This is a genomic window from uncultured Kiloniella sp., from assembly GCF_937128705.1.
Taxonomy (GTDB): domain Bacteria; phylum Pseudomonadota; class Alphaproteobacteria; order Kiloniellales; family Kiloniellaceae; genus Kiloniella.
This window is the reverse complement of sequence record NZ_CAKZMP010000238.1, coordinates 1-23,812: the sequence shown is the minus strand read 5'-3', so window position 1 is coordinate 23,812 and position 23,812 is coordinate 1. Positions and strand designations below refer to the sequence as shown.

At 45.6% G+C, this 23,812-nt stretch carries 25 protein-coding genes; 17 read left to right on the top strand and 8 right to left on the bottom strand.

Features of this window, described 5'->3' with window-relative positions; all coding sequences use genetic code 11:
- Positions 1–2 precede the first annotated feature (2 nt).
- Together Q0241_RS12535 and Q0241_RS12530 are read left to right on the top strand one after the other, a co-directional pair.
- On the top strand, positions 3–482 hold the full coding sequence (locus Q0241_RS12535) for an Lrp/AsnC ligand binding domain-containing protein (RefSeq protein ID WP_299377891.1): 480 nt from the start codon (positions 3–5) through the stop codon (positions 480–482).
- A 58-nt stretch (positions 483–540) separates the two neighbouring features.
- Positions 541–951, top strand: coding sequence for a PaaI family thioesterase (locus Q0241_RS12530; RefSeq protein ID WP_299377889.1), 411 nt, complete (start codon positions 541–543; stop codon positions 949–951).
- Positions 952–982: 31 nt separating this feature from the next.
- On the opposite strand, the gene Q0241_RS12525 is transcribed toward Q0241_RS12530, so the two are convergent.
- Together Q0241_RS12525 and Q0241_RS12520 are read right to left on the bottom strand one after the other, a co-directional pair.
- The gene (locus tag Q0241_RS12525) at positions 983–1,474 is read right to left on the bottom strand and encodes a hypothetical protein (protein ID WP_299377887.1); all 492 of its coding nucleotides are present in this window, start codon (positions 1,472–1,474) and stop codon (positions 983–985) included.
- A gap of 202 nt (positions 1,475–1,676) precedes the next feature.
- The gene (locus Q0241_RS12520; protein WP_299377884.1) at positions 1,677–2,492 is read right to left on the bottom strand and encodes an enoyl-CoA hydratase-related protein; all 816 of its coding nucleotides are present in this window, start codon (positions 2,490–2,492) and stop codon (positions 1,677–1,679) included.
- A gap of 219 nt (positions 2,493–2,711) precedes the next feature.
- Between Q0241_RS12520 and Q0241_RS12515 the strand changes: the two genes are divergently transcribed.
- Positions 2,712–3,383, top strand: a complete 672-nt coding sequence (locus Q0241_RS12515; RefSeq protein ID WP_299377881.1) for an orotate phosphoribosyltransferase — start codon at positions 2,712–2,714, stop codon at positions 3,381–3,383.
- A 71-nt stretch (positions 3,384–3,454) separates the two neighbouring features.
- On the opposite strand, the gene Q0241_RS12510 is transcribed toward Q0241_RS12515, so the two are convergent.
- Positions 3,455–4,378, bottom strand: a complete 924-nt coding sequence (locus Q0241_RS12510) for a LysR family transcriptional regulator (protein WP_299377878.1) — start codon at positions 4,376–4,378, stop codon at positions 3,455–3,457.
- A 422-nt stretch (positions 4,379–4,800) separates the two neighbouring features.
- On the opposite strand from Q0241_RS12510, the gene Q0241_RS12505 reads away from it, so the two are divergent.
- From Q0241_RS12505 to chrA, 4 genes are all read left to right on the top strand, one after another.
- Positions 4,801–5,097 (top strand): helix-turn-helix domain-containing protein, encoded by a 297-nt coding sequence (locus Q0241_RS12505; protein ID WP_299377875.1) that lies wholly within the window; start codon positions 4,801–4,803, stop codon positions 5,095–5,097.
- 150 nt (positions 5,098–5,247) lie between these two features.
- Positions 5,248–6,309 carry a permease gene (locus Q0241_RS12500; RefSeq protein WP_299377873.1) on the top strand — a complete coding sequence of 354 codons (1,062 nt, stop codon included), beginning with the start codon at positions 5,248–5,250 and terminating at the stop codon, positions 6,307–6,309.
- A 198-nt stretch (positions 6,310–6,507) separates the two neighbouring features.
- Positions 6,508–7,341 carry a sulfurtransferase/chromate resistance protein gene (locus Q0241_RS12495; RefSeq protein WP_299377870.1) on the top strand — a complete coding sequence of 278 codons (834 nt, stop codon included), beginning with the start codon at positions 6,508–6,510 and terminating at the stop codon, positions 7,339–7,341.
- A gap of 24 nt (positions 7,342–7,365) precedes the next feature.
- Positions 7,366–8,697, top strand: coding sequence for a chromate efflux transporter (gene chrA, locus Q0241_RS12490; protein WP_299377867.1), 1,332 nt, complete (start codon positions 7,366–7,368; stop codon positions 8,695–8,697).
- Positions 8,698–8,861: 164 nt separating this feature from the next.
- Here the strand turns inward: chrA and Q0241_RS12485 are convergent, their stop codons facing one another.
- Complete coding sequence (locus Q0241_RS12485) at positions 8,862–9,746, bottom strand: NmrA family NAD(P)-binding protein (protein WP_299377864.1); 885 nt, start codon at positions 9,744–9,746, stop codon at positions 8,862–8,864.
- Positions 9,747–9,843: 97 nt separating this feature from the next.
- Between Q0241_RS12485 and Q0241_RS12480 the strand changes: the two genes are divergently transcribed.
- From Q0241_RS12480 to Q0241_RS12460, 5 genes are all read left to right on the top strand, one after another.
- Entirely contained in the window at positions 9,844–10,755 is a 912-nt protein-coding gene (locus tag Q0241_RS12480) for a LysR family transcriptional regulator (RefSeq protein WP_299377861.1), read from the top strand.
- A 195-nt stretch (positions 10,756–10,950) separates the two neighbouring features.
- A complete protein-coding gene (gene nthA / locus Q0241_RS12475) occupies positions 10,951–11,595 on the top strand; it encodes a nitrile hydratase subunit alpha (protein WP_299377859.1) in 645 nt (214 codons plus the stop codon).
- 46 nt (positions 11,596–11,641) lie between these two features.
- Complete coding sequence (gene nthB / locus Q0241_RS12470; protein ID WP_299377856.1) at positions 11,642–12,304, top strand: nitrile hydratase subunit beta; 663 nt, start codon at positions 11,642–11,644, stop codon at positions 12,302–12,304.
- Positions 12,301–12,657, top strand: coding sequence for a nitrile hydratase accessory protein (locus Q0241_RS12465; RefSeq protein WP_299377854.1), 357 nt, complete (start codon positions 12,301–12,303; stop codon positions 12,655–12,657). Before nthB ends, Q0241_RS12465 begins: the two co-directional genes overlap by 4 nt.
- 87 nt (positions 12,658–12,744) lie before the next feature.
- Positions 12,745–13,263 (top strand): DUF2867 domain-containing protein, encoded by a 519-nt coding sequence (locus tag Q0241_RS12460; protein ID WP_299377851.1) that lies wholly within the window; start codon positions 12,745–12,747, stop codon positions 13,261–13,263.
- On the opposite strand, the gene Q0241_RS12455 is transcribed toward Q0241_RS12460, so the two are convergent.
- Together Q0241_RS12455 and Q0241_RS12450 are read right to left on the bottom strand one after the other, a co-directional pair.
- The gene (locus Q0241_RS12455; RefSeq protein ID WP_299377849.1) at positions 13,245–14,198 is read right to left on the bottom strand and encodes an AEC family transporter; all 954 of its coding nucleotides are present in this window, start codon (positions 14,196–14,198) and stop codon (positions 13,245–13,247) included. The genes Q0241_RS12460 and Q0241_RS12455 overlap by 19 nt on opposite strands.
- Positions 14,199–14,342: 144 nt before the next feature.
- The gene (locus Q0241_RS12450) at positions 14,343–15,569 is read right to left on the bottom strand and encodes a response regulator (protein ID WP_299377846.1); all 1,227 of its coding nucleotides are present in this window, start codon (positions 15,567–15,569) and stop codon (positions 14,343–14,345) included.
- Positions 15,570–15,797: 228 nt separating this feature from the next.
- Between Q0241_RS12450 and Q0241_RS12445 the strand changes: the two genes are divergently transcribed.
- The 3 genes from Q0241_RS12445 to Q0241_RS12435 all read left to right on the top strand — a co-directional run bounded on the left by Q0241_RS12445 (position 15,798) and on the right by Q0241_RS12435 (position 19,464).
- Positions 15,798–17,195: an aspartate aminotransferase family protein gene (locus Q0241_RS12445; protein WP_299377843.1), complete on the top strand. Its 1,398-nt coding sequence runs from the start codon at positions 15,798–15,800 to the stop codon at positions 17,193–17,195.
- Positions 17,196–17,588: 393 nt separating this feature from the next.
- Positions 17,589–18,800 (top strand): 5-aminolevulinate synthase, encoded by a 1,212-nt coding sequence (gene hemA, locus Q0241_RS12440; RefSeq protein ID WP_299377840.1) that lies wholly within the window; start codon positions 17,589–17,591, stop codon positions 18,798–18,800.
- Between the two features lie 118 nt (positions 18,801–18,918).
- The gene (locus tag Q0241_RS12435; protein ID WP_299377838.1) at positions 18,919–19,464 is read left to right on the top strand and encodes a hypothetical protein; all 546 of its coding nucleotides are present in this window, start codon (positions 18,919–18,921) and stop codon (positions 19,462–19,464) included.
- A 112-nt stretch (positions 19,465–19,576) separates the two neighbouring features.
- Here Q0241_RS12435 and Q0241_RS12430 read toward each other — a convergent pair whose 3' ends face one another.
- Positions 19,577–20,347 carry a carbon-nitrogen hydrolase family protein gene (locus Q0241_RS12430; protein ID WP_299377835.1) on the bottom strand — a complete coding sequence of 257 codons (771 nt, stop codon included), beginning with the start codon at positions 20,345–20,347 and terminating at the stop codon, positions 19,577–19,579.
- A 175-nt stretch (positions 20,348–20,522) separates the two neighbouring features.
- Here Q0241_RS12430 and Q0241_RS12425 point away from each other — a divergent pair, with 175 nt between their 5' ends.
- The gene (locus Q0241_RS12425; protein WP_299377834.1) at positions 20,523–20,948 is read left to right on the top strand and encodes an Lrp/AsnC family transcriptional regulator; all 426 of its coding nucleotides are present in this window, start codon (positions 20,523–20,525) and stop codon (positions 20,946–20,948) included.
- 62 nt (positions 20,949–21,010) lie between these two features.
- On the opposite strand, the gene Q0241_RS12420 is transcribed toward Q0241_RS12425, so the two are convergent.
- Complete coding sequence (locus tag Q0241_RS12420) at positions 21,011–23,182, bottom strand: CHASE3 domain-containing protein (RefSeq protein WP_299377831.1); 2,172 nt, start codon at positions 23,180–23,182, stop codon at positions 21,011–21,013.
- Positions 23,183–23,372: 190 nt separating this feature from the next.
- Between Q0241_RS12420 and Q0241_RS12415 the strand changes: the two genes are divergently transcribed.
- Positions 23,373–23,812: hypothetical protein (locus tag Q0241_RS12415; RefSeq protein WP_299377829.1), on the top strand; the 440-nt coding region annotated here is incomplete at its 3' end.

Below are 23,812 nucleotides of genomic sequence, written 5' to 3'. Positions count from 1 at the left end.
GTATGAGTGAAAGAAAGCTGGATCGAATAGATCGTAATATCCTGCGCGTCTTGCAAGAAGATGGCCGTGTCTCTAACGTCGAACTTGCTCGTCGGGTTAATCTTAGCCCCACGCCCTGTCTAGAAAGGGTTAAAAGGCTAGAACAAAGTAACTATATCAAGGGATATATGGCTTGGCTTAATCCAGCTAAGGTAAACGCAAATCTATTGGTTTACGTCCAGATCACGCTTGAACGAACCACCTCGGCAGCGTTTGAAGAATTCAAGAAATCCATTATGGCAATCCCAGAAGTTTTGGAATGTCATATGGTGTCCGGTGGCTTTGATTATCTAATCAAAGTTCGTGCGGCTGACATGGCCGAATATCGTGGTATTCTAGGGGATAAACTAGCGGCAACACCGTGGGTTTCCCAAACCCATAGTTACGTTGTCATGGAAGAACTCAAAAACACCAATATTCTTCCAATCAAAGATAACTTTTAGCACCCTCATTTCGACGAACACCAGTAACCCATAACAATTTGTACTTAGCGGAATCGTCATGAAAAAATCAAATACACAGGATACCACACAAGAAAAATTGAGTAATTTTGGGCAACATATGGGCTATAGCCTTGCTGAGTGGACCGAAGGATCAGCCAGCATTGCCCTGACTATTGCTGACTGCCACTTAAACAGCGCAGGAATTATGCATGGTGGTGTTCTCGCGACCCTAATTGACACAGCTTGTGGCTACACATTGATCCACAATCCAGACCCAGAAAAACGCCGTCGTGCCGTGACCCTCTCCCTCAACACGCAATTTACTTCGGCTGCTAAGGTCGATGATAAATTAGTCGCAACAGGCATTTTAAAAGGTGGTGGCAAACATATCAAATTTTTGACTTGTGATGTCAAAAACCAACATGGACAACTCGTTGGTCATGGCGAAGCCGTTATGAAACTATTCTAATCTTCGGGTCTTAAAAACGGCCTGCACACGATTACCGCACAACATCTTTCACCGGCGCAACGATAATCACCAGACGGCAAACATCACCCTGCGCATCACAAAAGGGGAAACATCCACGATACAGATCAATAAAAGACCGATCTGATCGGGGGACAGGACTTAGGGTAAAGGATGTACGCCGCTGCTGCGCCACATCTTCCATTTCTTGCCACTTAATCTGGGCCATTTCAGGATCGAACGCTTCAGCCAACGTTTTCCCCATGGAATTGACACCGGAAGCTTCTATTATTTTATCGCCCTCAAGTTTGATAAGATGACCGGACGGGCTGGCCTCATTTCGCTGGATCACCATTGTCCAAGCTAAAATTTTTCGTATTTCTACCGGATTAAAGTCTGACCATAGAGGGAGAGGTAACTGTTCCGAATCATTGGGTCCTAATCTCGGCAACCGATCATAATAGGAAGCCATAAAAAATACCGGAGAACTCTCTGGGATCTCAGTCAGATCCAGCATTTTATACATACAAAACCAGCCAATTCAAAAACACCGCGAGAACAACTTCCGACAAAGCCCTTTAAGTATAATCATTTTAATCGATATTAAGATAGCGATTAAAGCTTGGATAGGCGCCGGATACCATAATTAAATATCCCCAATGGGGTGCGCAGAAAAACCCACCAGAGAATCAAACTGCAAATACAACTCTGACCAATCTTCATTATTTCTAGGCACCTGTGAACCTTGGTTTTCGCTTTTCAAGAAACGCAGCAATCCCTTCTTTATAATCCGCAGTATCACAACAAAGAAAGGGTTGAGCCAGTTCTTCCGTCGTCAAAGGCGTTGCGTCTTGCGCCCGTGAAGAATGTTTTTTATGCCAACGCGCCACCAACGGCGCGCCTTCTGCAATACGTCTCGCAGAATTATAAACTTCCGCTTCAGCAATATCATCTTCGACAATTCGGCCAATCAGCCCTTTTATATATGCTTCTTCGGCCGAGAAAATGCGACCTTCCAAAAGAAGTTCCATTGTGACGCTTCGTCCGACCAGCCCCACCAAAGCAATCATCGCCGGGTAAGGCAGCACGTTCCCGATTTTGTTGACCGGAATACCAAACCTTGCAGAACGATTGGCTATCCTGAGATCACACTGCGCGGCAATTTCCAGCCCACCGCCCATGCACGCCCCTTCGATAAAGGCGAGGGTTGGGTGTGGACATTGACGAATGGCATCTGCCGCGCGGTCCATTGGCTTCGCATAATCAGCAGCCTGTTGTGACGAAAAGCGAACCTTCTGAAACTCTGCAATATCTGCCCCTGCGGCAAAGGCTCTCCCCCCAGCGCCCCGAATGACAATGCACCGCAATGTCTCATCAGCCCCGAGTTCAAGCATGACAGTCCCAAGGTCTTGCCACATAGTTAAATTAAAAGCATTCAGTTTTTCTGGGCGGTTCAAAACAACCGTCGCAATATCATCTTCACGCCAAACCAAGACAGTATCTTGGTTATCTTGGTTATTACTCTTTTCAGAACCTTCAGACATTCTTCCTCGCGAACAGGTCTCGTTTGGCAAATACAGCTTTGAAACAAGATAACCAGTCTCATCTTAGGATGCTATTACTTACATGAATGTTTTTTGACTTGTGTTCCTCAAGGGGGAAAAATATTGCAGCAGGGCAACGCAAGAGGTAAATAGATCAAAATTATTCGGATAGCTGTGAACAAAGAGCTATCGGCAACTGACCCAAGGATCGGATACTCGATGAGCAAAATTACCGAAACCGCCAGAACAACAGCCTCAATTCTGATGGAAATCGAAGCTGTTCTCTTCCGTCCGGAAGACCCATTTACTTTTACATCTGGTCGCATCAGTCCTGTTTATGTTGATTGCCGGAAGATTATCTCTTTCCCCCGCGCCCGTGCGAAGCTGATGGACATGGCCGTTGAACTGATCCAACGTGATATCGGTTATGAATCAATTGATGCTATTGCTGGCGGAGAAACCGCGGGCATTCCTTTTGCGGCAATGATTGCAGAACGCATGGGTCTGCCGATGCTTTATGTTCGCAAAAAACCAAAAGGTTTTGGACGTGACGCCCAGATCGAAGGTTACATGGAAGAAGGCAGCCGCGTTCTTCTGGTTGAAGACCTTGCAACCGATGGCGGCTCAAAGCTTAACTTTGTCGAAGCAATCCGCAACGCAGGCGGTAAATGTGACCATACCTTCGTGTTCTTCCACTATGGCATCTATCCACAGTCTGTAAGCGACCTAGCCAAAGAAGGCGTGACACTTCATGCTCTCGCCACTTGGTGGGATGCCTTAAAAGTTGCCGAAGAAAAAGGTTATCTCGAAAATGATAACCTTGTCACTGTTCGTTCATTCCTAAGCAGTCCAAACGAATGGTCCAGCAAACACGGTGGAAAAGCGGACTAATTCTGATAAAAAGTACTATCACTATAAAAGAAAGGCTAGCCCGAGAGGCTAGCCTTTCTTTTATATATTTATCACTTCGACTGCGTTGATGCTGTTCGATAATCTGTTTCCCAATAAGGAGGAGATCCATATTTTTCCCGCAAGAAATCAATCAATGCCGTTATTTTCGAAGGCGTATAGTTGCCAGGGGGATAAACAGCCCAGACATCGCCGGATCGAGCAACAGGGTAGTCAGTCATCACTTCGACCAAACGCCCATCCCTAAGATCTTCCCAAACATGCGCCACCGATTTGACTGTTAAGCCCAAACCATGCAAAGCGGCATCATAGGCATAATCACCTGTGTCCCCAGTAATTGAAGATTCTATAGAGCAGCTAATTTCTTTATTACCCCCCTGAAAATACCAGGTCGGCATAAAGCTCACCCCGATGCAATCGTGCTTCTTTAAATCAGCAGGACAGGTCGGGGAACCCTTTCTGGCCAAATATTCCGGTGAAGCACACAATACTCTTGGGTTACCTGCAAGCTTTCGTGCCCGCAAAGTTGAATCAGGTAATTTAGCCGCTCGAATTGCCAGATCATATCCCTCTTTAATCATGTCCACGAGACGATCAGAAAAACTCATCTCCAAAGTAATTTTTGGATAGCGTTCGGTAAATTCGTTGAGAAAGGGAAGAATATGCTTTCGACCAAAAAACATATTACATGAAATTTTTAGGTGCCCCCGCGGCTCACTGGCCGTTTCATCCATACGATCTATCGCTGTGTCTATTTCATTCAACGCAGCTTCGGCATGACCTTTAAAGACCTGCCCCGCTTCTGTTAGCGCAATTGATCGCGTTGTCCGCGACATCAATTGACTGCCAACAGACTTTTCCAGCGTGACCAATCGTGCACTGGCCGCAGACGGTGACAGACCAAACTCTCGCCCCGCAGCAGAGAGGTTCGCCAGAGTTGCCACACGCACAAAGAACCTGAGATCATCAAGACGCATTATACCAAAACTTTGAAAGGTGTTGTTTAAATCACACCAATTATACAAAAATTATAACTATGAGATAGTTCTTTTTAATGAAAAGGAGATACTCATGTTACATCCACGCAATTCATATGAACATATAGCCCGAACAGAACGTAGTAAGACTGCACACGACCTGATACGTCGCGTTATCACGGTATTAAGAACAATCATATCCAGTAAAATCGCGACCAAGGTCAAAAAACCTTGCTAGCAGGCAGCATACTATCTTTGGCAGCCACAGAGATTAGAAACTCACCCTCTTCCATAACCTGCGTTTTTCAAAGCGCTAATATATAAAAACCCCCTTCAATCAAACATGATCTGTATGTGATGACTTGACAAACAGCCCCTCAGATATTATTTCGATAAATATAGAAATAATATCTGAGGATGATATGGAACTGGATAAAGCAGCAGTCTGTCTTTCAAAACTTGGTAATCCGGCACGTCTGGCAATGTTCCGCCTGCTGGTTAAGGCCGGGGACGAAGGGCTTGCGGTTGGCGATATTCAAAAAGAGCTGGATATGCCACATTCCACACTATCACACCATATCTCACACATGATGACATCGGGACTTCTGATCCAGTCACGTGAAGGTCGGGTCTTACGGTGCCGACTGGATTATCAACTAACAAACAGTCTGTTGGATTATCTGATGGAAGACTGCTGTAATGGGCTTCAAGAAGCTTGAGCCCCAAACTTAACTCAGAACTTAACCTAAGAGAACTTAGTCCTAGAGAATTTAACCTCTGAACGAATAAGACCATAATTTAGAAGAAGAGATCCATGTTGAATAAAGCTTGCTTAAATATTTCGATAATTCCAGAAATAAGGTAATGTTATGTCTTTCCTTGAAATAACAAAATGGAACAACTTGCGGCTGGATAAAGTTATCCTCGCATTTTTGCTTACCCTCGTGTTGATTGCCATTCTCGATCAAAGTCAGCTTTGGCCTTCGATTGTTTTTAGTGCAAAAAACATTGTCGCCATTCTTCCCTTTATTGTACTTTCGATTGGTGTCGCGGCCTATACCAAGGCGAGTAATCTCGACAGCAAAATCAATACGACAACATCGGGAAATCCCATCGTCAGTATTGGCATTGCTGCATTATTTGGCACGCTATCTCCCTTTTGTTCCTGTGGGGTTATTCCGTTGATTGCCGGTCTCCTACGGGCAGGCGTTCCCCTGGCCCCGGTCATGGCCTTCTGGATTTCCTCTCCCCTCATGGATCCGGAAATGTTTATTTTGACCAGCGCCGTTTTTGGGCTGGAGTTCACAACCTTCAAAACCATTGCAGCCTTTTTGATGGGAACAACGGGGGGCATTATCGCTTACCTGATGGTCCGGGCGGGTTATTTTCAGGAAATCATGCGTCCGCAAACAGCAAGTGGTTGCGGATCGTCCTGCGCCACAAGCTGTGGCACTGATCAAAAAGACGATAACAAAAAGCCTGACACAACAATTTACTGGAAGTTCTGGCAAGATCCCAAGCGTACGGAAACCTTCAAGACAGAAGCGATGACAAATGGCTGGTTCCTTTTCAAGTGGCTGGCCCTCGCTTTCCTTTTCGAAAGCCTGATGGTTGCCTATTTACCTGTCGATAAAGTTGCGCTGCTTTTTGGGGACGAGCAATGGTGGTCTATTCCGCTAGGGGCCCTTGTTGGTATTCCGGCCTATCTGAACGGCTATGCCGCCATTCCAACGATCAACAGCTTGATTGAACTCGGCATGGGCGCAGGTACAGGCATGACCTTTATGCTCGCGGGATCAGTTTCATCCATCCCAGCAGCAATGGGTGTCTATGCACTGGTCAAGAAACCCGTCTTCGTCCTCTATCTTCTGCTCGGCCTTTTTGGCGCAATCGTATCGGGTTATGCCTTTACAGCCTGGCTAACTTTATAGGAAAACACCTAAGCTTCATAAGGGCCTTAGTATTATCTAAGGCCCTTATGACAATACTAAATTTAAACTTTCAGCAAAGCTCGATTGACCTCAGGAAATAACCGCGTAGAATTGTGACATGGGGTTGCGAACACCCCGTGAGGCGACAGCCTAAGTTTCGCATCCTAATTCAACACCGAATGTGTGAGAGGATGCGCTATGCCATCACCAAATGAAATTAAAGTATCTCAATTATCCCGCCTCATCGGCACACCGGACGCTCCCGTTATTATCGACCTTCGCATTGACGAAGACTTTGCCAAAGATCCAAGACTTATTCCTCAATCTTTTCGCTACCCCTTTCAAAGCATCGCTGCCTTGGCACCATCCCTGCAAAATCAACATGTGGTCGTCACCTGTCACAAGGGGAAAAAGATCAGTCAGGGAACCGCTGCTATCTTGCGCGACCATGGTATAAGAACGGAAAGCTTGGAAGGCGGGTTTCTCGGGTGGGAAGAAACAAACAATCCACTGGTTCCTGTAGAGAGAATTCCAGATAGGAATATCGAGGGCCGAACCGTATGGGTGACCAGATTGCGCCCCAAGATTGACCGTCTAGCTTGCCCCTGGTTAATCCGTCGCTTTATCGACCGCAATGCCCAAATTCTTTATGTAACAGCATCTGAAGTTTTGGATGTAGCAGAGAAATTCAATGCTACTCCCTTTGATGTTGAAGATGTTTATTGGAGCCATCGTGGCGAGAAATGCACCTTTGATACGATGATAGAAGAGTTCTGCCTTGAAACAGAACCTCTCAAGCGGTTGGCAACAATTGTTCGAGGCGCAGATACCAACCGACATGATTTGGCCCCGGAAGCTTCGGGGCTTCTTGCTGCATCTCTGGGGTTATCACGCATGTATCGTGACGATCTACAACAACTGGATGCTGGCATGGCGCTCTATGATGCCTTTTATCGTTGGGCGCGCGATGCCACTAGCGAAAGCCATGATTGGCCTACACCCAATTCCCAACGCCCCTCAACAGGGGATTGAGCCATGTCCTCTATAGAAAACAATATGACAAAAAATAGTAGCGCATCATCAGAAATAACATCCCAAGAGACAGCATCGGCTGCCTCTGCTCATCCCTCTATGGGGGAGTTGTTTCATGTTTGGCTCAAGATTGGACTGCTGTCATTCGGCGGTCCAACAGCTCAGATTGCCTTAATGCATCGTATGATTGTCGAAGAGCGGCCTTGGCTAAGCGAACGACAATATCTCAACGCACTTAGTTTTTGTATGCTTCTGCCCGGACCAGAAGCCATGCAGCTTGCCACCTACACGGGGTGGCGACTACACGGGTTTGTTGGAGGTTTATTGTCAGGATTACTTTTTGTTATCCCCGGCGCACTGGTCGTGCTGGCCTTTGCCACGATCTATGCCCTTTTTGGCGATGTCCCACTTGTAAGTGCCTTGTTCCTCGGTGTGAAAGCCTGTGTCTTGATTATTGTTATCGAGGCCCTTCACCGCGTCGCAAAAAAAGTCCTACATTTGCCAGAACACTGGATTATTGCTGGGCTAGCGTTTATCGGCATTTTCTTTTTGAATCTCCCCTTCCCCATGATCATTGTCGTTGCTGCCCTCTTTGGTTTCCTGCGCAACAATGCTGATATAAGCGCCCCCGAAGAAATCAAAAAACGTACCCGTAATTTCAAGCAAACCCTTGGAACCATTATCTTGTGGCTTGTCATATGGGCAACACCGCTTGTCTTGCTCAACGTCTTCGCGCCACAGTCGATCCTCAATGACATCGGGATCTTCTTTTCCAAGCTCGCTGTGGTTACATTTGGCGGTGCTTACGCTGTTCTTGCCTATATGTCACAGGATGTTGTTGTTCATTTTGGCTGGTTAACAGCCGGGGAAATGATGGATGGGCTAGGACTAGCAGAAACCACTCCCGGCCCCTTGATTTTGGTGACAGAGTTTGTCGGGTTTATTGCTGCTTACCGTGAAAGCGGCCTGACTCTGGGGTTACTTGGTGCTTTGGTAACGCTGTGGGTAACATTTGCTCCCTGTTTTCTTTGGATCTTTGTTGGTGCTCCATACATTGACTGGATTGGGACTCAGCCAAGACTACGGAGTGCGTTGAGCGGTATTGCAGCCGCAGTCGTTGGCGTGATTTTAAATCTATCCATCTGGTTTGGCTTACACGTTTTCTTTGCCAAAGTAGAGGCCGAACCTTTCGGTCCCTTCAATGTCTGGATACCTGATTTAAGTTCACTCGACTGGCGGATTATTTTACTCTCGTCAGCCTGTGGCTTTCTGATCCTGAAGCTCCATTGGAGCCTGACCCGCGTTCTTCTAATCTCAGCTCTTAGCGGAGCGGGATTGGTCTGGATCGGATTATAATAAATACCTCAACAAATGCATGACCGATGCTCTTATGGGAAAAGAGCATCGGCCTTTAATCAATGTCGCAAAAGAAACGAAACAAAGTCAGAAATTATGTAATTGTGTATAAGCCTAAAAATTGAGATGAAGCGCATTCCAAGTTTCAAATCAATGAAAACAGCTTATGGCAATATTTCGGTCACGATATCATCAAGCGTAATACTGCCTTTTCGCCGATCAATTTCAGCACTATCGACAAAATCAATGTGACCAGAGTTAAGAGCTTGCGTCATTTCAATAAAACCACCTATAGCAATTTCTGACATTCCTGATCCCTGTAGCGCTGTAGCCCAGTCTGTTTCAGGGATAGCTTTGATATCGAAAACTTCCCCCAAACGTTGCGTTAAACTACTTGCTAAATCATTGGGACAGTATGACGTAGGCCCTTCCAGTTCAATTACACGCACTTTATTCCAATCCTCATTAAAGGCTTCGGCAGCGATCCGGCCGATATCATCCGTTGCTATCATCGGAATTTTCCTATCAAGTGGCGCGAGGAAACTGGATAAACTCCCCTGCTTTAATGCGGATTGAATCATAGGTATCCAGTTTTCCATAAAATAGGCTGCACGTAGAAATGTGACGGGCAATCCTGTTTGTTCTAGGCTTTGCTCTAATGTTCTGTTCATGCTGATCCAACCGACACCTTCCGATCTGTCCGCTCCAATAGAGGATAAGGCAACCAGTTTTGGTAACTGTGCTTTAATTGATGCTTCGGCAATCGTATCAGCCATCATTTCAGCTTGTTTAAAAAGATCTTCCTGTGAGTATTGTGGTGGGCTAATAATGTAAGCGCCCGCGGCACCTGATAGTGCGCTACTTAATGCTGACATGTCTGTAAGACTGGCGACAGCGACCTCAGCACCTTGATTGGCCCAAACAGTACCATTGTCTGGGGTGCGCACGATCACCCGCACACGTTTACCTGCTGCGAGTAAAGTACGCGCCACGGCCGCCCCAGTACGTCCACTAACACCGCTTACAGCATATAATTCAGCTTTAGTCATAATTTTCTCTCACTATGGTATAATCGAAGTAGATTTCGTATTTAAAATCATATAAATAATATCAACATTACCCAAATGCATAGATTGAATACTCAGAATGCACGAAGTGAATTTCTCTCATGTTGACCTTAATCTTCTCAAGCTATTCGACGCTTTAATAAAAGAGCGCAGTGTCACGCGAGCTGGCCAAAAACTTGGCCTTAGCCAACCGGCTGCTAGCCGAGGTTTGGGACGCCTTCGGCGTATGTTAGGTGACAAACTGGTTATCCCCACGGCCCAAGGTTTGGAGTTGACGCCTCGGGCCGCGTTCTTATCAGAGCCAGTGGCAAAGTTACTCGAAGAAGCGAAACAAATTGTTGCCCCATCGATTTTTTCACCTAGTGAGACTACGGGTCGCATATCTATTGCAGCTAACGACCATATGTCATTGTTATTAATGCCTAAGTTGCTATCAAAGTTAGCAACGCTAGCACCAAACCTAGATTTAGAGATAGCTGCACCATCCGGTGATAATGTGAAATTGGTGGCGCAAGGAGAGGTGGATTTAGCAATTGGCGTTTATGATAAATTACCTGCTCGTTTCCATCAACGATCACTATACAATGAAGATTTTGTTTGCCTCGTTCGTCGTGATCATCCTGTACTTTCCAAGCACTGGAACTTGGAATGTTTCATCGCTTTATCACATATATCAGTCATAATTACAGGCCATGGAAAAAATGTCGTGGATGAAGCCCTCGCAAAGCTAAATCTAAGCCGGCGGATAGCTGTAAGGCTCCCGCACTTTCTTGCCGCCCCTATACTGGTTGCCGAGAGCGATATGATTTTATCTCTTCCGCGCCGCCTCGCCAATCGGATTGCAACGTCAATGCCCGTTGAAGTACTTGAACTACCGCTAGAAATTGAGCGTTTTAGTCCATCAATAATTTGGAATGAGAAACGACACGATGATCCCGCCCATATTTGGTTACGTAACTTGATCATGGAAGTAAGTTCTGAAGTGAATTAATTATCAACGATTTTGACGTGATTAAGATCCATAATTGGAACGTCATATTACAAGTCAAATCAGTAATCGTTATTTAGTACCGCTATTGCACTTATGATGTTGTACTTATGAAAATTTTTGCCTCATAATTTCACCAGCATAATTCCTAAGCCATAAAAATCAGCACCATTAAAAACACACAAAACTGGACGTACCATGGGACACGATCATTCACACGACCATACCGATCCACCTTCTGATCCTGCACTCAGGGTCAAAGCACTTGAATCGCTTCTTGTTGAAAAAGGGTTAGTTGATCCCGCTGCCATAGATGAAATTATCGAGACTTATGAGACAAAAGTCGGCCCCCGGAACGGTGCCAAAGTTGTTGTCCGCGCCTGGACAGACCCTGACTTTAAATCTCTTTTACTCTCTGATGCCAACAAAGCCATTCATTCCATGGGTTATACAGGTCGTCAGGGCGAACATATGAAAGTGGTCGAAAACACCGATACTCGCCATAACCTTGTCGTCTGTACCCTTTGTTCCTGTTACCCTTGGACGGTTCTTGGCTTGCCCCCAGTCTGGTATAAGTCTGCTCCCTATCGGGCACGGGCAGTATCAGACCCCAAAGGCGTTTTGGCCGAATTTGGAACAACGCTTCCCAAAGATATGAAAATCTCGGTCTGGGATTCAACGTCAGAAATGCGTTTCCTTGTTCTGCCCCAGCGCCCGGAAGGTACTGATGGGTGGACGACAGCAGAACTAGAAAAACTTGTGACACGAAATTCCATGATCGGTGTTGAACAAGCGCTAACGCCCGAAAGACTGCAAGCACGAGAATCAAACCCAACGGCCTAATCCTTGTAAGACAAGAACCAGAGATATCCATGACAGGAGAAACATTATGAACGGCGCGCATGATCTGGGTGGAATGCATGGCTTGGGGCCAATCAATCCGGAACCTGAACGCAAAGAGCCTCTTTTCCACGCGGAATGGGAAAAACGCGCTCTTGGCTTAACCTTAACGGCAGGGTGGCTTGGACAGTGGAACATTGACATTTCTCGCTTTGCCCGCGAACGCCAACACCCCGTGGCTTATCTTTCAAACAGTTACTATGAAAACTGGCTGGCTGGTTTGGAAACACTTTTGGTGGAACGGGACGTTATCTCATCCGAAGAACTCGCAATGGGAAAAGCAATTGATCCAGCCCCTAAAGAACTCACAGACAAATGCGCCCCGGCGTCGGCCGTTCAGGATATCCTCGCGTCCGGGGGGCCTTGCGATTTTCCAACCAATGATCCTCAAGAATTCAAGATCGGCGACAAAATCAAGGTCATACAGTTCAATCCCACAGGACACACGCGCGCCCCTAGATACATTCGCGGACACGAAGGTACCATTTGCGATTATTATGGCAGCTTTATTTTTCCAGATGAGAATGCGCAGGGAAATAAAACAGGTCAACACCTCTATAATGTATCGTTTGACGGCAGCCAATTGTGGGGCGATGGCAACGATACGACCATACACGTTGATCTCTGGCAAAGTTACATGGAAAAGCTATGAGCAATATAACCCAACACTTTTGTAAGAATTTACCGCAACTGCCAACCGATGAAGAAGGCCCCGTTTTTGCCGAGCCATGGCAAGCACAAGCCTTTGCCTTAGCCGTTCGCCTTTGTGATGAAGGCCATTTCACATGGTCGGAATGGGTAGATATATTCAGTCAGGAAATCAAACTTGCCCAAGCAAATGGTGATCCGGATCTCGGCAACACCTATTACAACCATTGGCTCAATGTACTTGAGAAGATTGTCACACAAAAAAACAACATCAAGCCCGATGAAATGTCCCTTCGTAAAGAAGAATGGCGCAGCGCTTATCTTCGCACACCACACGGACAGCCTGTTGAGTTATAGCGTACTTTCTCAGCGAACAAAAATGGTTGAAACTTCAAAGCGCGGTCATAGATATGAAGCAATTATTTTTTTGCAGCGACCAACACCTTGATACAAAAACCCCTTTTTACCTATAAAAGCACAGACATTCAGATACTGGCCCCGAGGGAACAACTCAACTTCTTTGACACGCAGTCTGCCATCCTATCCCGGGAAATTTCAGCGCCAGAGGCATGGCAAATGATCACTTCCACCCCAGCGCCGATCATGAAATTTGCATTTCATATGCGGGACAAAATATCGGGCTGGTTTGGCGTCAAACCCATCAAAGGTTTTTCAGGACAATGGCCAGATAATTTACAGATAGGTGATCATCTCGATTTTTTCGTCGTAGAACACATTTCACCAAATGTTCTGACACTTACGGCACGGGACAGACATCTGGATGTCATGACCTGTATAACAACAGATAAAGCAACACTCACAATTACATCATCAGTCAAAACCCATAATACTTTTGGGCGCCTCTATATGATTCCAGTGGCAACAGCTCATAAACTAATTGTACGGGCAGACTTAAAACGTATTAAACGACACCTCGATAGAAATCACAGCCCGTTAGCATAGGTCTTTGCCAGCCATAGAACCAAGGGAATACTGAAGAAAGAGACCACCGTCTGCACTGTCGAGGTCGCAGCATAAAGATCCGCATCGCCCCCCATCTTCTTGGCTAACAAGTAACCATTCATCGCCGTCGGCACCGATGCACAGACCATCAAAACAGAAAATGACAGGCCTGAAATACCGAACCATAAGGCCCAGCCAGCCATAACAGCAGGTGTCAACAGCAGCTTCCCAATCAACCCTATCAACAATTCGCGCGAAGGATTGAGTGCAGCCTTGAGACTTAGTCCCGCCCCCAGCGCTAAAAGCGACATGCTCAAAGCAGCCCGCCCCAAAAGATCTGCCATTGTCATGGCTGGCTCCCACACGCTCACATCTAAGAGATTAAGAACTAGCCCGGACAAGACACCCCACAATAGAGGGTTTACAACAATGGTTCTGACAACTTTGGACAAAGAGGGGCCCGACTGATTTTCATCATCAGAAAAAGTCGCCAACACCAGAATATTGGTTATTTGCAAAAAGGGCACCATGACCGCCATCGCCAAAGCGATCAACGCGCCACCCTCCGGCCCATATAGCTTCAAGACAATTGCCAAAGCAATAAAGCCATGCCACCGCGTTACAGTCTGATAAACGGTTGAAAACTGCCCCCTGCTCGTCCCCCATAAGCCACGAAGCAATGGCCATAAGAACAGCGTAAAAATACCAAGGCTGACCATCATCGCCAAAGCTGAAAAGACATAAGGCCCCAACTCAATCGCGGATAGATCAGCCTTGATCAGAGTTGTCGCAAGAATACAGGGGAAAAATATCCAGAAACAAAGTTCTTCCAGAACCCGCCAATGCTCTTTTGGGACAAAGTTGCTTTTCCGCAAACCAAACCCGAGTAAAATTATAGCAAATATCGGAAAGATACTCTCGAAAACAATCAGCATCGGGGCCTGCACCTAAGGGATAGAAAAGGGATAAAAAACTGTTTACTCTTAGACCAGTTTTTTGTTGATACGACAACCGCTTCCGGTCCTGCGGCCCCGACGAAAACCTGACTTTAGTGCAATTATACAAATTCCAGGGAGCAGTTAATTTGTCAGCTTATTATAATTTGTCAGCTTATTAATTGTATTTAACAGAATTTCGGGCGCAATAGGCTTCCCGACACATTCATTCATACCAGCTTTTTGATACGCTCTTTGATGTTCGCCAGCATAATCAGCCGTCAAAGCAATAATCGGCACATTACCCGTCCAAGACAGATTCAGACCACGGATAGCTTTTGTTGCCTCTACCCCACCCATCTTGGGCATAACGACGTCCATCAAAACAACATCAAACACTTGGTTTTTACAAACCTCGACAGCATCAACACCATTTTCGACCAAGGTAACATTGCAAGGTTGATCATCCAGGAACCGCTGGACAAGAATTTGATTGATACGATTATCTTCTGCCAAAAGAATTTCGAGGTGTTTTGTATTCGTCACAGCTATTTTAACAGGCTGTTTTCGAGGGTTAATTTTTACTAATTGTGAGGATAACACGTCAACAATACGCTGAACGTCCTGCCCAAACTCCTGCCCTGTAGAGATGAAATTCACACTCTCAGACAGGTCTTCAAAATTTTTGTGGCTTTTGGATCGGCTTGTTAAAATAGCAAAGGGCACATTCTTAAGCTTTTCCAAAGCCAAAAATATTCGCGCTAACTCCACACCTGAAACAAGGGGTAACTCGCCAGAAACGATAACACCGTTCGGTGGACTGACTAAGGCATTTTCAAGAAGATCAAGCGTGCGGTCAAAAGAAATCAGTCGCCACCCTGGCTTATTTAAAGCACTTTCCAAACGATGCCGATGAAGTTTGCTCGACGTCGCCACCATAACTTCGACATCTTCAACGATTGCGTCTTTTTCTAATTCGCTATGAGCAGCTAGACCGAATTGAGGAAGAGACCTTAAAAGTTCATTTGCTTCCCCATAGGACAACTGCTGATCTCGATCAACAATTCCCCTGACATGATCCAGATACACATTAACATCATCTATCCTATCGATATCGAGAACTTGTTCTTTTGCCAGATAATCTTCCAGACGGTGAGCAATCATAGATATGACAGGGTATCCAAAAACACTTCCCTGTCCTTTGAGGTTATGCATCTCACGACGGATAAGATCTATTGCCTTAGGCGCATTCTCTTTACCGTCATAGACATTATTCAGCAGACTCTCTAGCTCGTCCGTCACCAGATGACACTGATCAACAAACTCTATTCTCAATTGTTGATAGCTATCATCCATGGAACTTGAACTCATTTATCTCGAGAACTTTCAATCGTAGTATTCATTAACTGCGTATTCCCTAAAAATAATACAGAAAGTATTACCAGAATTATAAGCTTGTGAACTTCTTTCCCCATAAAGCACCTTTGACAGAATTCTCTGTAAAATAAATTTCTACGCGATGATTTATCGACTTGAAGTCCCTATAGCTCTCGGGTGTAATCACAATCAGAAACAAAAAACCTTTGAGCAGGATTCAACATGAGTGATTCAGCAAATTTAAGCGCACCTAATTCCATGGCCGGACGCGATGTCGCCTATTGCCTCCACCCTTATACAAATGCCCGTGCTCATGAAGAAAAAGGCCCGTTGATTATCACTCACGGTAAAGGCGTCAATGTATTCGACGACCAAGGAAAGTCCTATATCGAAGCGATGGCCGGTTTGTGGTCAACTTCCCTAGGCTTTGGCGAAGAACGATTAATAGACGCAGCAAACAAGCAAATGAAACAGCTGCCCTATTACCACAGCTTCACCCACAAAACGCCGATCCCCCCGATTGAATTATCAGAAAAGCTCCTTGCCATGGCACCTGTCCCCATGTCGAAGGTCTTCTTTGCAAATTCCGGATCAGAGGCCAATGACACGGTGGTCAAGTTGGTCTGGTATTACAACAATGCGGTAGGACGTCCGGAAAAGAAAAAAATAATCAGCCGTATAAAAGGGTATCATGGTGTGACGGTTGCCAGTGCCAGTATGACAGGCCTTCCTGCAAACCACACCGATTTTGACCTGCCGATCGCCAATATTCTTCATACGTCCTGTCCCCACTATTGGCGCTTTGGGCTGGACGGCGAAAGTGAAGAAGATTTCTCAACTCGCATGGCCGATGAATTGGAGAAAATGATTCAAGATGAAGGCCCTGAAACCATTGCCGCCTTTATTGGCGAGCCTGTCATGGGGGCCGGCGGTGTCATTGTCCCCCCCAAAGGTTATTGGGAGAAAATTCAGGCTGTTCTGAAGAAATATGACATTCTGTTGATTGCGGATGAGGTTATTTGCGGATTTGGCCGCACGGGGAATGCCTTCGGCTGTGAAACATTTGGTATGAAGCCTGATATTATTAGCGTCGCCAAGGCTTTGAGTTCATCATATCTACCGATTTCTGCTGTTATGATTACGGACAAGTTATACCAAGGGATCGCAGATAATTCGGCAAAAATTGGGGTTCTGGGGCATGGCTACACCTACTCAGGCCATCCTGTGTGTGCCGCCGTTGCTCTGGAAACCTTGAAAATTTACGAAGAACGCGATCTCTTTGTTCAAGCGGCAAATACAGGAGAGCGTCTGCAAGCTGGTCTTGCCCAATTCAAAGACCATCCCCTTGTTGGTGAAGTTCGTGGCGTTGGCTTGATTGCTGCTGTCGAACTTGTACGGGACAAAGTAACCAAAGAAAGTTTTGATCCTATCGGCAAAGTCGGCACCTATCTGAACGAACGTGCAATCGACGAAGGTTTGATCTTAAGAAACATGGGGGATTCAATTGCCTTCTGTCCGCCCTTGATCATTACCGAAGATGAAATTGATCAAATAATTGAGCGATTCAGCGTTGCTTTGGATAAAACTTTGCACTGGGCCAAAGAAGAAAACCTAATTTAAGTAGCGCCCGAGACACCTTACAATCATATTGCGCCACAGAACCTGCCCCTAAGTGTCGACAAAAGCCTGTGACATAAACTCTGTGGCGCAACAGTTCTGTGGCGCAATCTGTTTCGTTTTTTTGTTAAAATCACATATCGCCCATCGAATTGACATCGATCAATTACGACCGCATTAAGTTGCGATAACACTGTTGTGTATAAAGAAACTAAAACTTTATGCGTCGTTCAGTCGCGTTGGTGATATAATAGCGGCGCAGTAGAGTGCGAATTGTTGTTGAATTCAGGTAAACTATTCATTAATTCAACAGCTGATAAGCTTGTTACAGCAAAGCCTGTATACGAGTATAAGAACAAGCCGGTTAAAGCGGCTCACGTTAGGCGAGAAGAGCAAATGAACTACGAAGAGTATTTCAGTACGGCGATAGATGACTTGAGAGAAGAAGGTCGTTATCGTGTTTTTGCTGACTTGGAGCGTAAGGCTGGTAAGTTCCCGAATGCAACTCACTATGGCACCGACGGCACCCGCCCTGTCACAGTTTGGTGTTCCAATGACTATTTGGGTATGGGCCAAAACCCCAAAGTCATCGCCGCAATGCACGATGCATTGGATAGATGTGGTGCAGGTGCTGGTGGCACCCGTAACATTTCCGGCAACAACCATTACCATGTTTTGCTTGAAAGAGAGCTGGCCGACTGGCATCAAAAAGAAGCCTCGCTGCTCTTTACCTCTGGCTACGTTTCCAACTGGGCTGCACTGAGCACCTTGGCGTCAAAGCTGCCGAACTGTGTGGTTCTATCTGATTCCATGAACCATGCCTCTATGATCGAAGGCATCCGCCACAGTAAAGCGGACAGGGTTATCTTTGAACACAATAACCCCGAAGATCTTGAAGCAAAACTCAAAGAAATTGACCCTGACCGTCCAAAGATTATCGCCTTTGAATCCGTTTATTCTATGGATGGGGATGTTGCACCAGTCGAAGCGTTCTGTGACCTCGCAGATAAATATAATGCTCTGACCTATCTGGATGAGGTCCATGCGGTTGGCCTGTATGGGCCACGCGGTGGTGGTATTACCGACAGAGAAAATCTGACCCATCGCTTGGATGTTATCGAAGGCACCCTAGGTAAAGCTGTTGGCGTCGTTGGTGGCTACATTACAGGCTCTGCAAGCCTCGTTGACTTTATCCGTAGCTACGCGTCCGGCTTTATCTTTACGACATCTCTCCCCCCTGCTGTTGCAGCTGGCGCTCTGGCATCAATTCGTCATTTGAAAGAAAGTGCTTTTGAGAGAAGCCGCCATCAGGATCGCGCACATGAAACCCGCAAACGACTGAAAGAAGCTGGTTTACCCGTTATCGAGTCGGAAACACATATTGTTCCCGTTATGGTCGGGGACCCAAAAACTTGTAGACAGATCACCGATACCCTTATGTCCCGCTATGGTATCTATGTTCAGCCGATTAATTATCCTACGGTACCTAAGGGTACAGAACGGTTACGGCTAACACCATCGCCCGTTCACACTGATGATGATATTGATTATCTGGTCAAGGCACTAAAGGAAATTTGGCAAGAACTGCAATTACAAATCGCTGCCTAAAAAACGCTTTAATTGCGAACAATTCTCATTTAACTGGACAGATAAAAAACTTCGAGATATTTTAGCTCTAGTTTGGTATCTTAATCAGTGACGTCTTCTAGTTAGATGAGAGAACTCTATGTACCGCGATAATACACTGGTCCCAGCAGAAGCAACTCGCCTTCTCGCGCTTGGCTTGCTTATGGAAAGCCCCATGAGTTATGCCATGTTGGCCCAAACAGTACGTGGTTTCACCAGTCTTGTCGTTGGTCCATCGCTCGATCTGATTGGTCCCCCGCTAGAAGTCCTAAAGGTCGAAGGACTTGTCAGTCTTGATAAAACTTCAGATGCAGAAACCCTCTCTCTAACAGATTCTGGTCAGGAAGAGTTCATTTATCTGATGGGGTCGAACCTTCGCGCACCGGTCACAGATATGAGCAAGCTGATTATCGCCATCAAGATGCGCTTGCTCCACCTCGCAGACCAGGCGACACAAACGATGCAGGTAAGCTTGCTTGTTGATATCTATGAAAGACAGCTGAATCGTCTTTTGGAACTAAAGCAAGAATACTCCACGGCAAAAGGTCAATTTGATAACTGGCTTGACCTTGATATCAAACACACAACGGAACAGCTTAAAACTTACGAAGATATGGCCGAAGATATGGCAAAAAGTCTCGCCTAAATCACACCTCGACTAGGGGTTCCGTTTTAAAACGACACCACACCCTCGTATAAAAGAGGCATCAAGTTGACGCCTCTTTTAGAAAATAAATTTTCTTATTTAGAGCTGAATTTTAGTCCGCAACATAGCGCGGATAAGTCTTTTTTGATTTTTCAGCAAAATCTATATCAATCTCCGCAGTAACAAACGGATTTTCGGGTGTTGCCGTTGCCATCACATTTCCTTCTGGGTCAATGATCCACCCCAACCCGCCAAGATTATCACCATTGCCTTTTGGGTTATACAGGTTCGATGATAAGCAATAAGCACCAGAGACAACAGCCGCCGCACGACCACCCGCAAGCCATTTTTCAGTCGATCCATGCGGGGTTGCCCTTGGTACACACAAAAGATGCGCCTGCTGCTTTGCGTAACTTCTTGCATGCTCAAAGAACCACATCTCGGTACAAATTGTGACGCCAATCCGGACATCATTATACCGTGCCGTAGAAAAAAGTTTGTCCCCCCGATCATACCAAGTCGCTTCCCAGTAATCCTCTTCGTCGGGTAAATTCCATTTATCATGAAATTCAACCAGTCCCTGCTTTTCTTGCCAAAGATATGCACGGTTTCTTCGTCGTGCTAAATCCAGAACAGGTCGCGTACCCATAACCGCTTTTGCGCCAAGTTCGTCAAGGCGATCAATCATTTTTGTATGAGCGTCAACAGCACCAAGCCAAGATTTTGCGTTTGGCTGTCTTGATGCAGCTAGCCAAGAAGAAAAGGACATTTCTGGAACCAAAACAAACTCGGCATTATGCTTTTGCACATGATCAGCCAACTTAGAAAAACTATCTTCAATTTTTTCTAAACGATTGTCGAACTGGCAAACGGTTACTCTCATTACCTTACTCACTTTTTTGAAAAAAGAGACAGCCCACCTTTACACAAAGCACTGTCGCCATCATTAAGAACATGACGCAGTATTACGCGACGCGATGCAAACAAATAGCCATAAAATTGCTCACAGATTGATTATTATCTTTCAAAATGTTCAAACAATATCGCATATTGTTAAGATGGTAGATAATACAGATCAGAAACTCATAGCCCTTTTACGTCAGAATGCGCGCCAACCCGTCGTATCGCTTGCGCACAAACTTGGTATTTCTCGTGCAACGGTACAAAACCGTATAGATCAACTGGTTGCGAAAAAGGTCATTCAGGGTTTTACAATAAAAACATCTAACGCAGATGCCCAAGCACCAATTAGAGCACAGGCAAGAATAAAAATGCGGTCAAAGTCCAACAAGCGGATCATGGCTTATCTTGCTGGACGGACAGAGGTTATCGCCATCCACACCATTAGTGGCCCGTATGACATTCTTGTCGATATTCATACACAGTCACTTGAAAACCTGGACAGCACCCTAGCTGATATCAGAACTCATGAAGATGTAATGGAAACAGAGACAAATATCCTTCTCGCTACTCACTACCAATAGCAAAAGCAAAAGCAAAAAGTAATGAATGGAGTAGTTCTCTTTATTGAGCGATAAAAAACCTGCTAAGCAGACCGGATCGCATTCAGGAAAGTTTCAACTTCACCACGCAAGTTATCCGCTTTACTATTAAGTTCGCGTGTCGCTGCAGAAACTTGCTCAGATGCTGCGCCCGTATCATTTGCCGCCAGACTGACTGATTCAATATTGTTTGTGACTTCGCCTGCACCATTCGCAGCAAGCTCAATATTTCGAGAAATTTCAGAAGTAGCCGCGCCCTGTTCTTCAACAGCAGAAGCAATGGCAGACGCAATTTGATTAATTTCGTTAATTGTTGAGGTAATAGACTGTATCGCGGTTACCGCGCTCTTAGTGTCCGATTGTACAGCCTCAATCTGGGATGATATCTGTTCTGTCGCCTTGGCTGTTTGATTCGCCAGATTTTTCACCTCGCTGGCAACAACGGCAAAGCCCTTACCCGCGTCACCAGCGCGTGCAGCTTCAATTGTGGCGTTTAGCGCAAGCAGATTAGTCTGTTCAGCAATATCTGAAATTAGGCTCACCACATCCCCAATTTGGTCTGTGGTATTTGCCAATCCCTGAATTTGTTGATCAGTCTTGCCTGCCTCGGCAACCGCCTTACTGGTAATTTCAGAAGACTGGTTAACCTGCTGGCTAATTTCTTTAATCGAGTAAGACAACTCTTCGGTCGCACTGGCAACCGATTGAACATTGACGGATGCGTTTTGGGCAGCGCCAGATACAACAGTTGCACGTTCTTTTGTCCGCTGGGCAATATCAGACATTGATTTTGCCGTGCCTTCCATATCGGAAATCGCGGTTCCCACTGATTCCAGAAGAACCGATACCCCGCTATCAAAATCCTTGGTCAGAGATGAAATTTTATTTGTGCGCTCTTCGCGCATTCCCTGTATCTCTTCCTGTTCTTTGGCCAGCTCTTCCGTTTTGATGATATTGTCTTTGAACACCTGAACAGCCAAAGCCATTTCGCCAACTTCATCGCCGCGTTCAAGTCCAGGAACATCCACATCCTTTTCACCACCCGCCAAGCGTCCCATGACACCGGTCATATGTTTGATAGGCTGTGCAATACCACGTCCCACGAGCATTCCCAGCCCTCCCCCGAGAAGTATCGCAACTACCGTTGCAGAAATGATTACTGTATTGGTGGCTGTTACTGTGCTTTCCGTTTCCGCTTTGAGGCTTTCAAGCTGGGCAAGCTCATTCGTTGCAAAGGCAGTCATCGTTGATCGGAAAGCCGTAAAATACTCTTCGCCCTTTGCCTCGCCAACCAAGTCGGCCATATCATCCATGGTTTTAGCTGACCCAATTTTTCTTCGTAAAGAAATCATGGGTTCAACGACGTTTGCCTGCCATTCTTTGACCGTCGCTTCCAGCTGATTGAGTAGTTCAACCTGATCTTTATTATCTTTCAGTGCGGTTGTAAGATCAGTTGTAATTTTAAACAATTCTTCACTGCCATCGGAATAAGGCTTTAAGAAATCTTCCTGCCCAGCCAGAAGATACCCACGCATTCCGGTTTCCATATCTACGACAGCTTTAAAAACGGCATTGGCTTGTATAATGACACCATTGGTTTCGTTTACTTCTTTCAACATCTTCCCAACGGAATCTGCGTCCAGCTTCGTAAACATCAAAACCGCGTCTATTTTCTTTTGTCGTTCAGCCCGCTGTGTAACAACCTGCTTAATAAGCCCTTCTATTTGGCTTTGTACCTTATCAAAATAAACCTTGCCCTTATTCTCAGCGACCAACCGCGCCATATCATTCATGGTTTCTGCATCACCTATTTGACGACGAAGGTCTATTGATGGTCCTGTAACAACATCTTGCCATTCCTGCAAAGTCGCTTCGGCTTCACTTAAAAGCGCCAACTGTTCAGGATTATCACCTACATGATTTTTAAGCTTAGCAATCTTGTCATAAGTTTCTTCTTGTCCCTGTTCATAGGGGGCGAGAAAACTGTCTTGCCCCGCAAGAAGGTATCCCCGCATCGATGTCTGCATATCCACCGCCGAGGCAATAACATCCGTCATCTCTTCTAATGTCGTGTGAGCTGATTCAACATTCTCAGTCGCAGTTGAAATATTACCAATAGAGGTAAAGCTCACAAGACTAATAACAACAAGTAAAACCAGAGGAATTGCCACACCAACTAAAATCTTCGGCATGGTTTTTAGAGATGACCATTTCATAGAACTGCTATCCAGGACGTAATTATTGCTTTTTAAAAACCATAACTAATTATAATTACCAAGGTATTAATTCTATTTATTAGTTAAATTTGATAAAAGACAGGCTGAAATAGATGCGCAAATAGCCCTAGCAAAACTTAAAATAGAACGGGCAACAAGGCACCTGAATAGACCTATAGATGATGTTGTGGTGAGTTCGGCTGAATCCAAACCTCCAGAAATGATTCACATACCACAATTTTTTGAAAGAGATGGTACTATTCATGGCAAAACTAGCCCTGAGGGCACTCCTCCGGATGCCGTTCCAGCTTTTGATCCCACTACTTTTCAGGCTGGACTAGAAGAAGCGTTTGCGAATGCTGTTGACGAGCAGGGTATATATGTAAATCCTGATGATTTGGAAGCTGTTCCTGGAGCTGTGGAGAATAGTCATTCCGCGTTGTATAGCACAGTAGAGGGTTCGGATAATTTAGGGGAGCCTTCATATTCTGATCCGGAAGGGGTTGATACTCCAGGGGCTAGTGGGGTAGAACCCTTTGATTCAGGTGATGAACCTGAATGGTCTGATAGTGAGTCTGAAAATGATGATCCCTCAGGACCTGTGCTAGATGGGTATGGGGATGGTGAGGA

What these genes read in the sequence shown, in the direction of transcription:
- Q0241_RS12430 (WP_299377835.1), bottom strand. Translation starts at nt 20,347, where the DNA reads ATGAGAGTAACCGTTTGCCAGTTCGACAATCGTTTAGAAAAAATTGAA.
- Q0241_RS12455 (WP_299377849.1), bottom strand. Translation starts at nt 14,198, where the DNA reads ATGCTGATTGTTTTCGAGAGTATCTTTCCGATATTTGCTATAATTTTA.
- Q0241_RS12510 (WP_299377878.1), bottom strand. Translation starts at nt 4,378, where the DNA reads ATGCGTCTTGATGATCTCAGGTTCTTTGTGCGTGTGGCAACTCTGGCG.
- Q0241_RS12500 (WP_299377873.1), top strand. Translation starts at nt 5,248, where the DNA reads ATGTCTTTCCTTGAAATAACAAAATGGAACAACTTGCGGCTGGATAAA.
- nthB (WP_299377856.1), top strand. Translation starts at nt 11,642, where the DNA reads ATGAACGGCGCGCATGATCTGGGTGGAATGCATGGCTTGGGGCCAATC.
- chrA (WP_299377867.1), top strand. Translation starts at nt 7,366, where the DNA reads ATGACAAAAAATAGTAGCGCATCATCAGAAATAACATCCCAAGAGACA.
- Q0241_RS12465 (WP_299377854.1), top strand. Translation starts at nt 12,301, where the DNA reads ATGAGCAATATAACCCAACACTTTTGTAAGAATTTACCGCAACTGCCA.
- Q0241_RS12530 (WP_299377889.1), top strand. Translation starts at nt 541, where the DNA reads ATGAAAAAATCAAATACACAGGATACCACACAAGAAAAATTGAGTAAT.
- Q0241_RS12515 (WP_299377881.1), top strand. Translation starts at nt 2,712, where the DNA reads ATGAGCAAAATTACCGAAACCGCCAGAACAACAGCCTCAATTCTGATG.
- Q0241_RS12435 (WP_299377838.1), top strand. Translation starts at nt 18,919, where the DNA reads ATGTACCGCGATAATACACTGGTCCCAGCAGAAGCAACTCGCCTTCTC.
- Q0241_RS12485 (WP_299377864.1), bottom strand. Translation starts at nt 9,746, where the DNA reads ATGACTAAAGCTGAATTATATGCTGTAAGCGGTGTTAGTGGACGTACT.
- Q0241_RS12520 (WP_299377884.1), bottom strand. Translation starts at nt 2,492, where the DNA reads ATGTCTGAAGGTTCTGAAAAGAGTAATAACCAAGATAACCAAGATACT.
- Q0241_RS12480 (WP_299377861.1), top strand. Translation starts at nt 9,844, where the DNA reads ATGCACGAAGTGAATTTCTCTCATGTTGACCTTAATCTTCTCAAGCTA.
- Q0241_RS12420 (WP_299377831.1), bottom strand. Translation starts at nt 23,182, where the DNA reads ATGAAATGGTCATCTCTAAAAACCATGCCGAAGATTTTAGTTGGTGTG.
- Q0241_RS12525 (WP_299377887.1), bottom strand. Translation starts at nt 1,474, where the DNA reads ATGTATAAAATGCTGGATCTGACTGAGATCCCAGAGAGTTCTCCGGTA.
- nthA (WP_299377859.1), top strand. Translation starts at nt 10,951, where the DNA reads ATGGGACACGATCATTCACACGACCATACCGATCCACCTTCTGATCCT.
- Q0241_RS12535 (WP_299377891.1), top strand. Translation starts at nt 3, where the DNA reads ATGAGTGAAAGAAAGCTGGATCGAATAGATCGTAATATCCTGCGCGTC.
- Q0241_RS12445 (WP_299377843.1), top strand. Translation starts at nt 15,798, where the DNA reads ATGAGTGATTCAGCAAATTTAAGCGCACCTAATTCCATGGCCGGACGC.
- hemA (WP_299377840.1), top strand. Translation starts at nt 17,589, where the DNA reads ATGAACTACGAAGAGTATTTCAGTACGGCGATAGATGACTTGAGAGAA.
- Q0241_RS12450 (WP_299377846.1), bottom strand. Translation starts at nt 15,569, where the DNA reads ATGAGTTCAAGTTCCATGGATGATAGCTATCAACAATTGAGAATAGAG.
- Q0241_RS12505 (WP_299377875.1), top strand. Translation starts at nt 4,801, where the DNA reads ATGGAACTGGATAAAGCAGCAGTCTGTCTTTCAAAACTTGGTAATCCG.
- Q0241_RS12425 (WP_299377834.1), top strand. Translation starts at nt 20,523, where the DNA reads ATGGTAGATAATACAGATCAGAAACTCATAGCCCTTTTACGTCAGAAT.
- Q0241_RS12495 (WP_299377870.1), top strand. Translation starts at nt 6,508, where the DNA reads ATGCCATCACCAAATGAAATTAAAGTATCTCAATTATCCCGCCTCATC.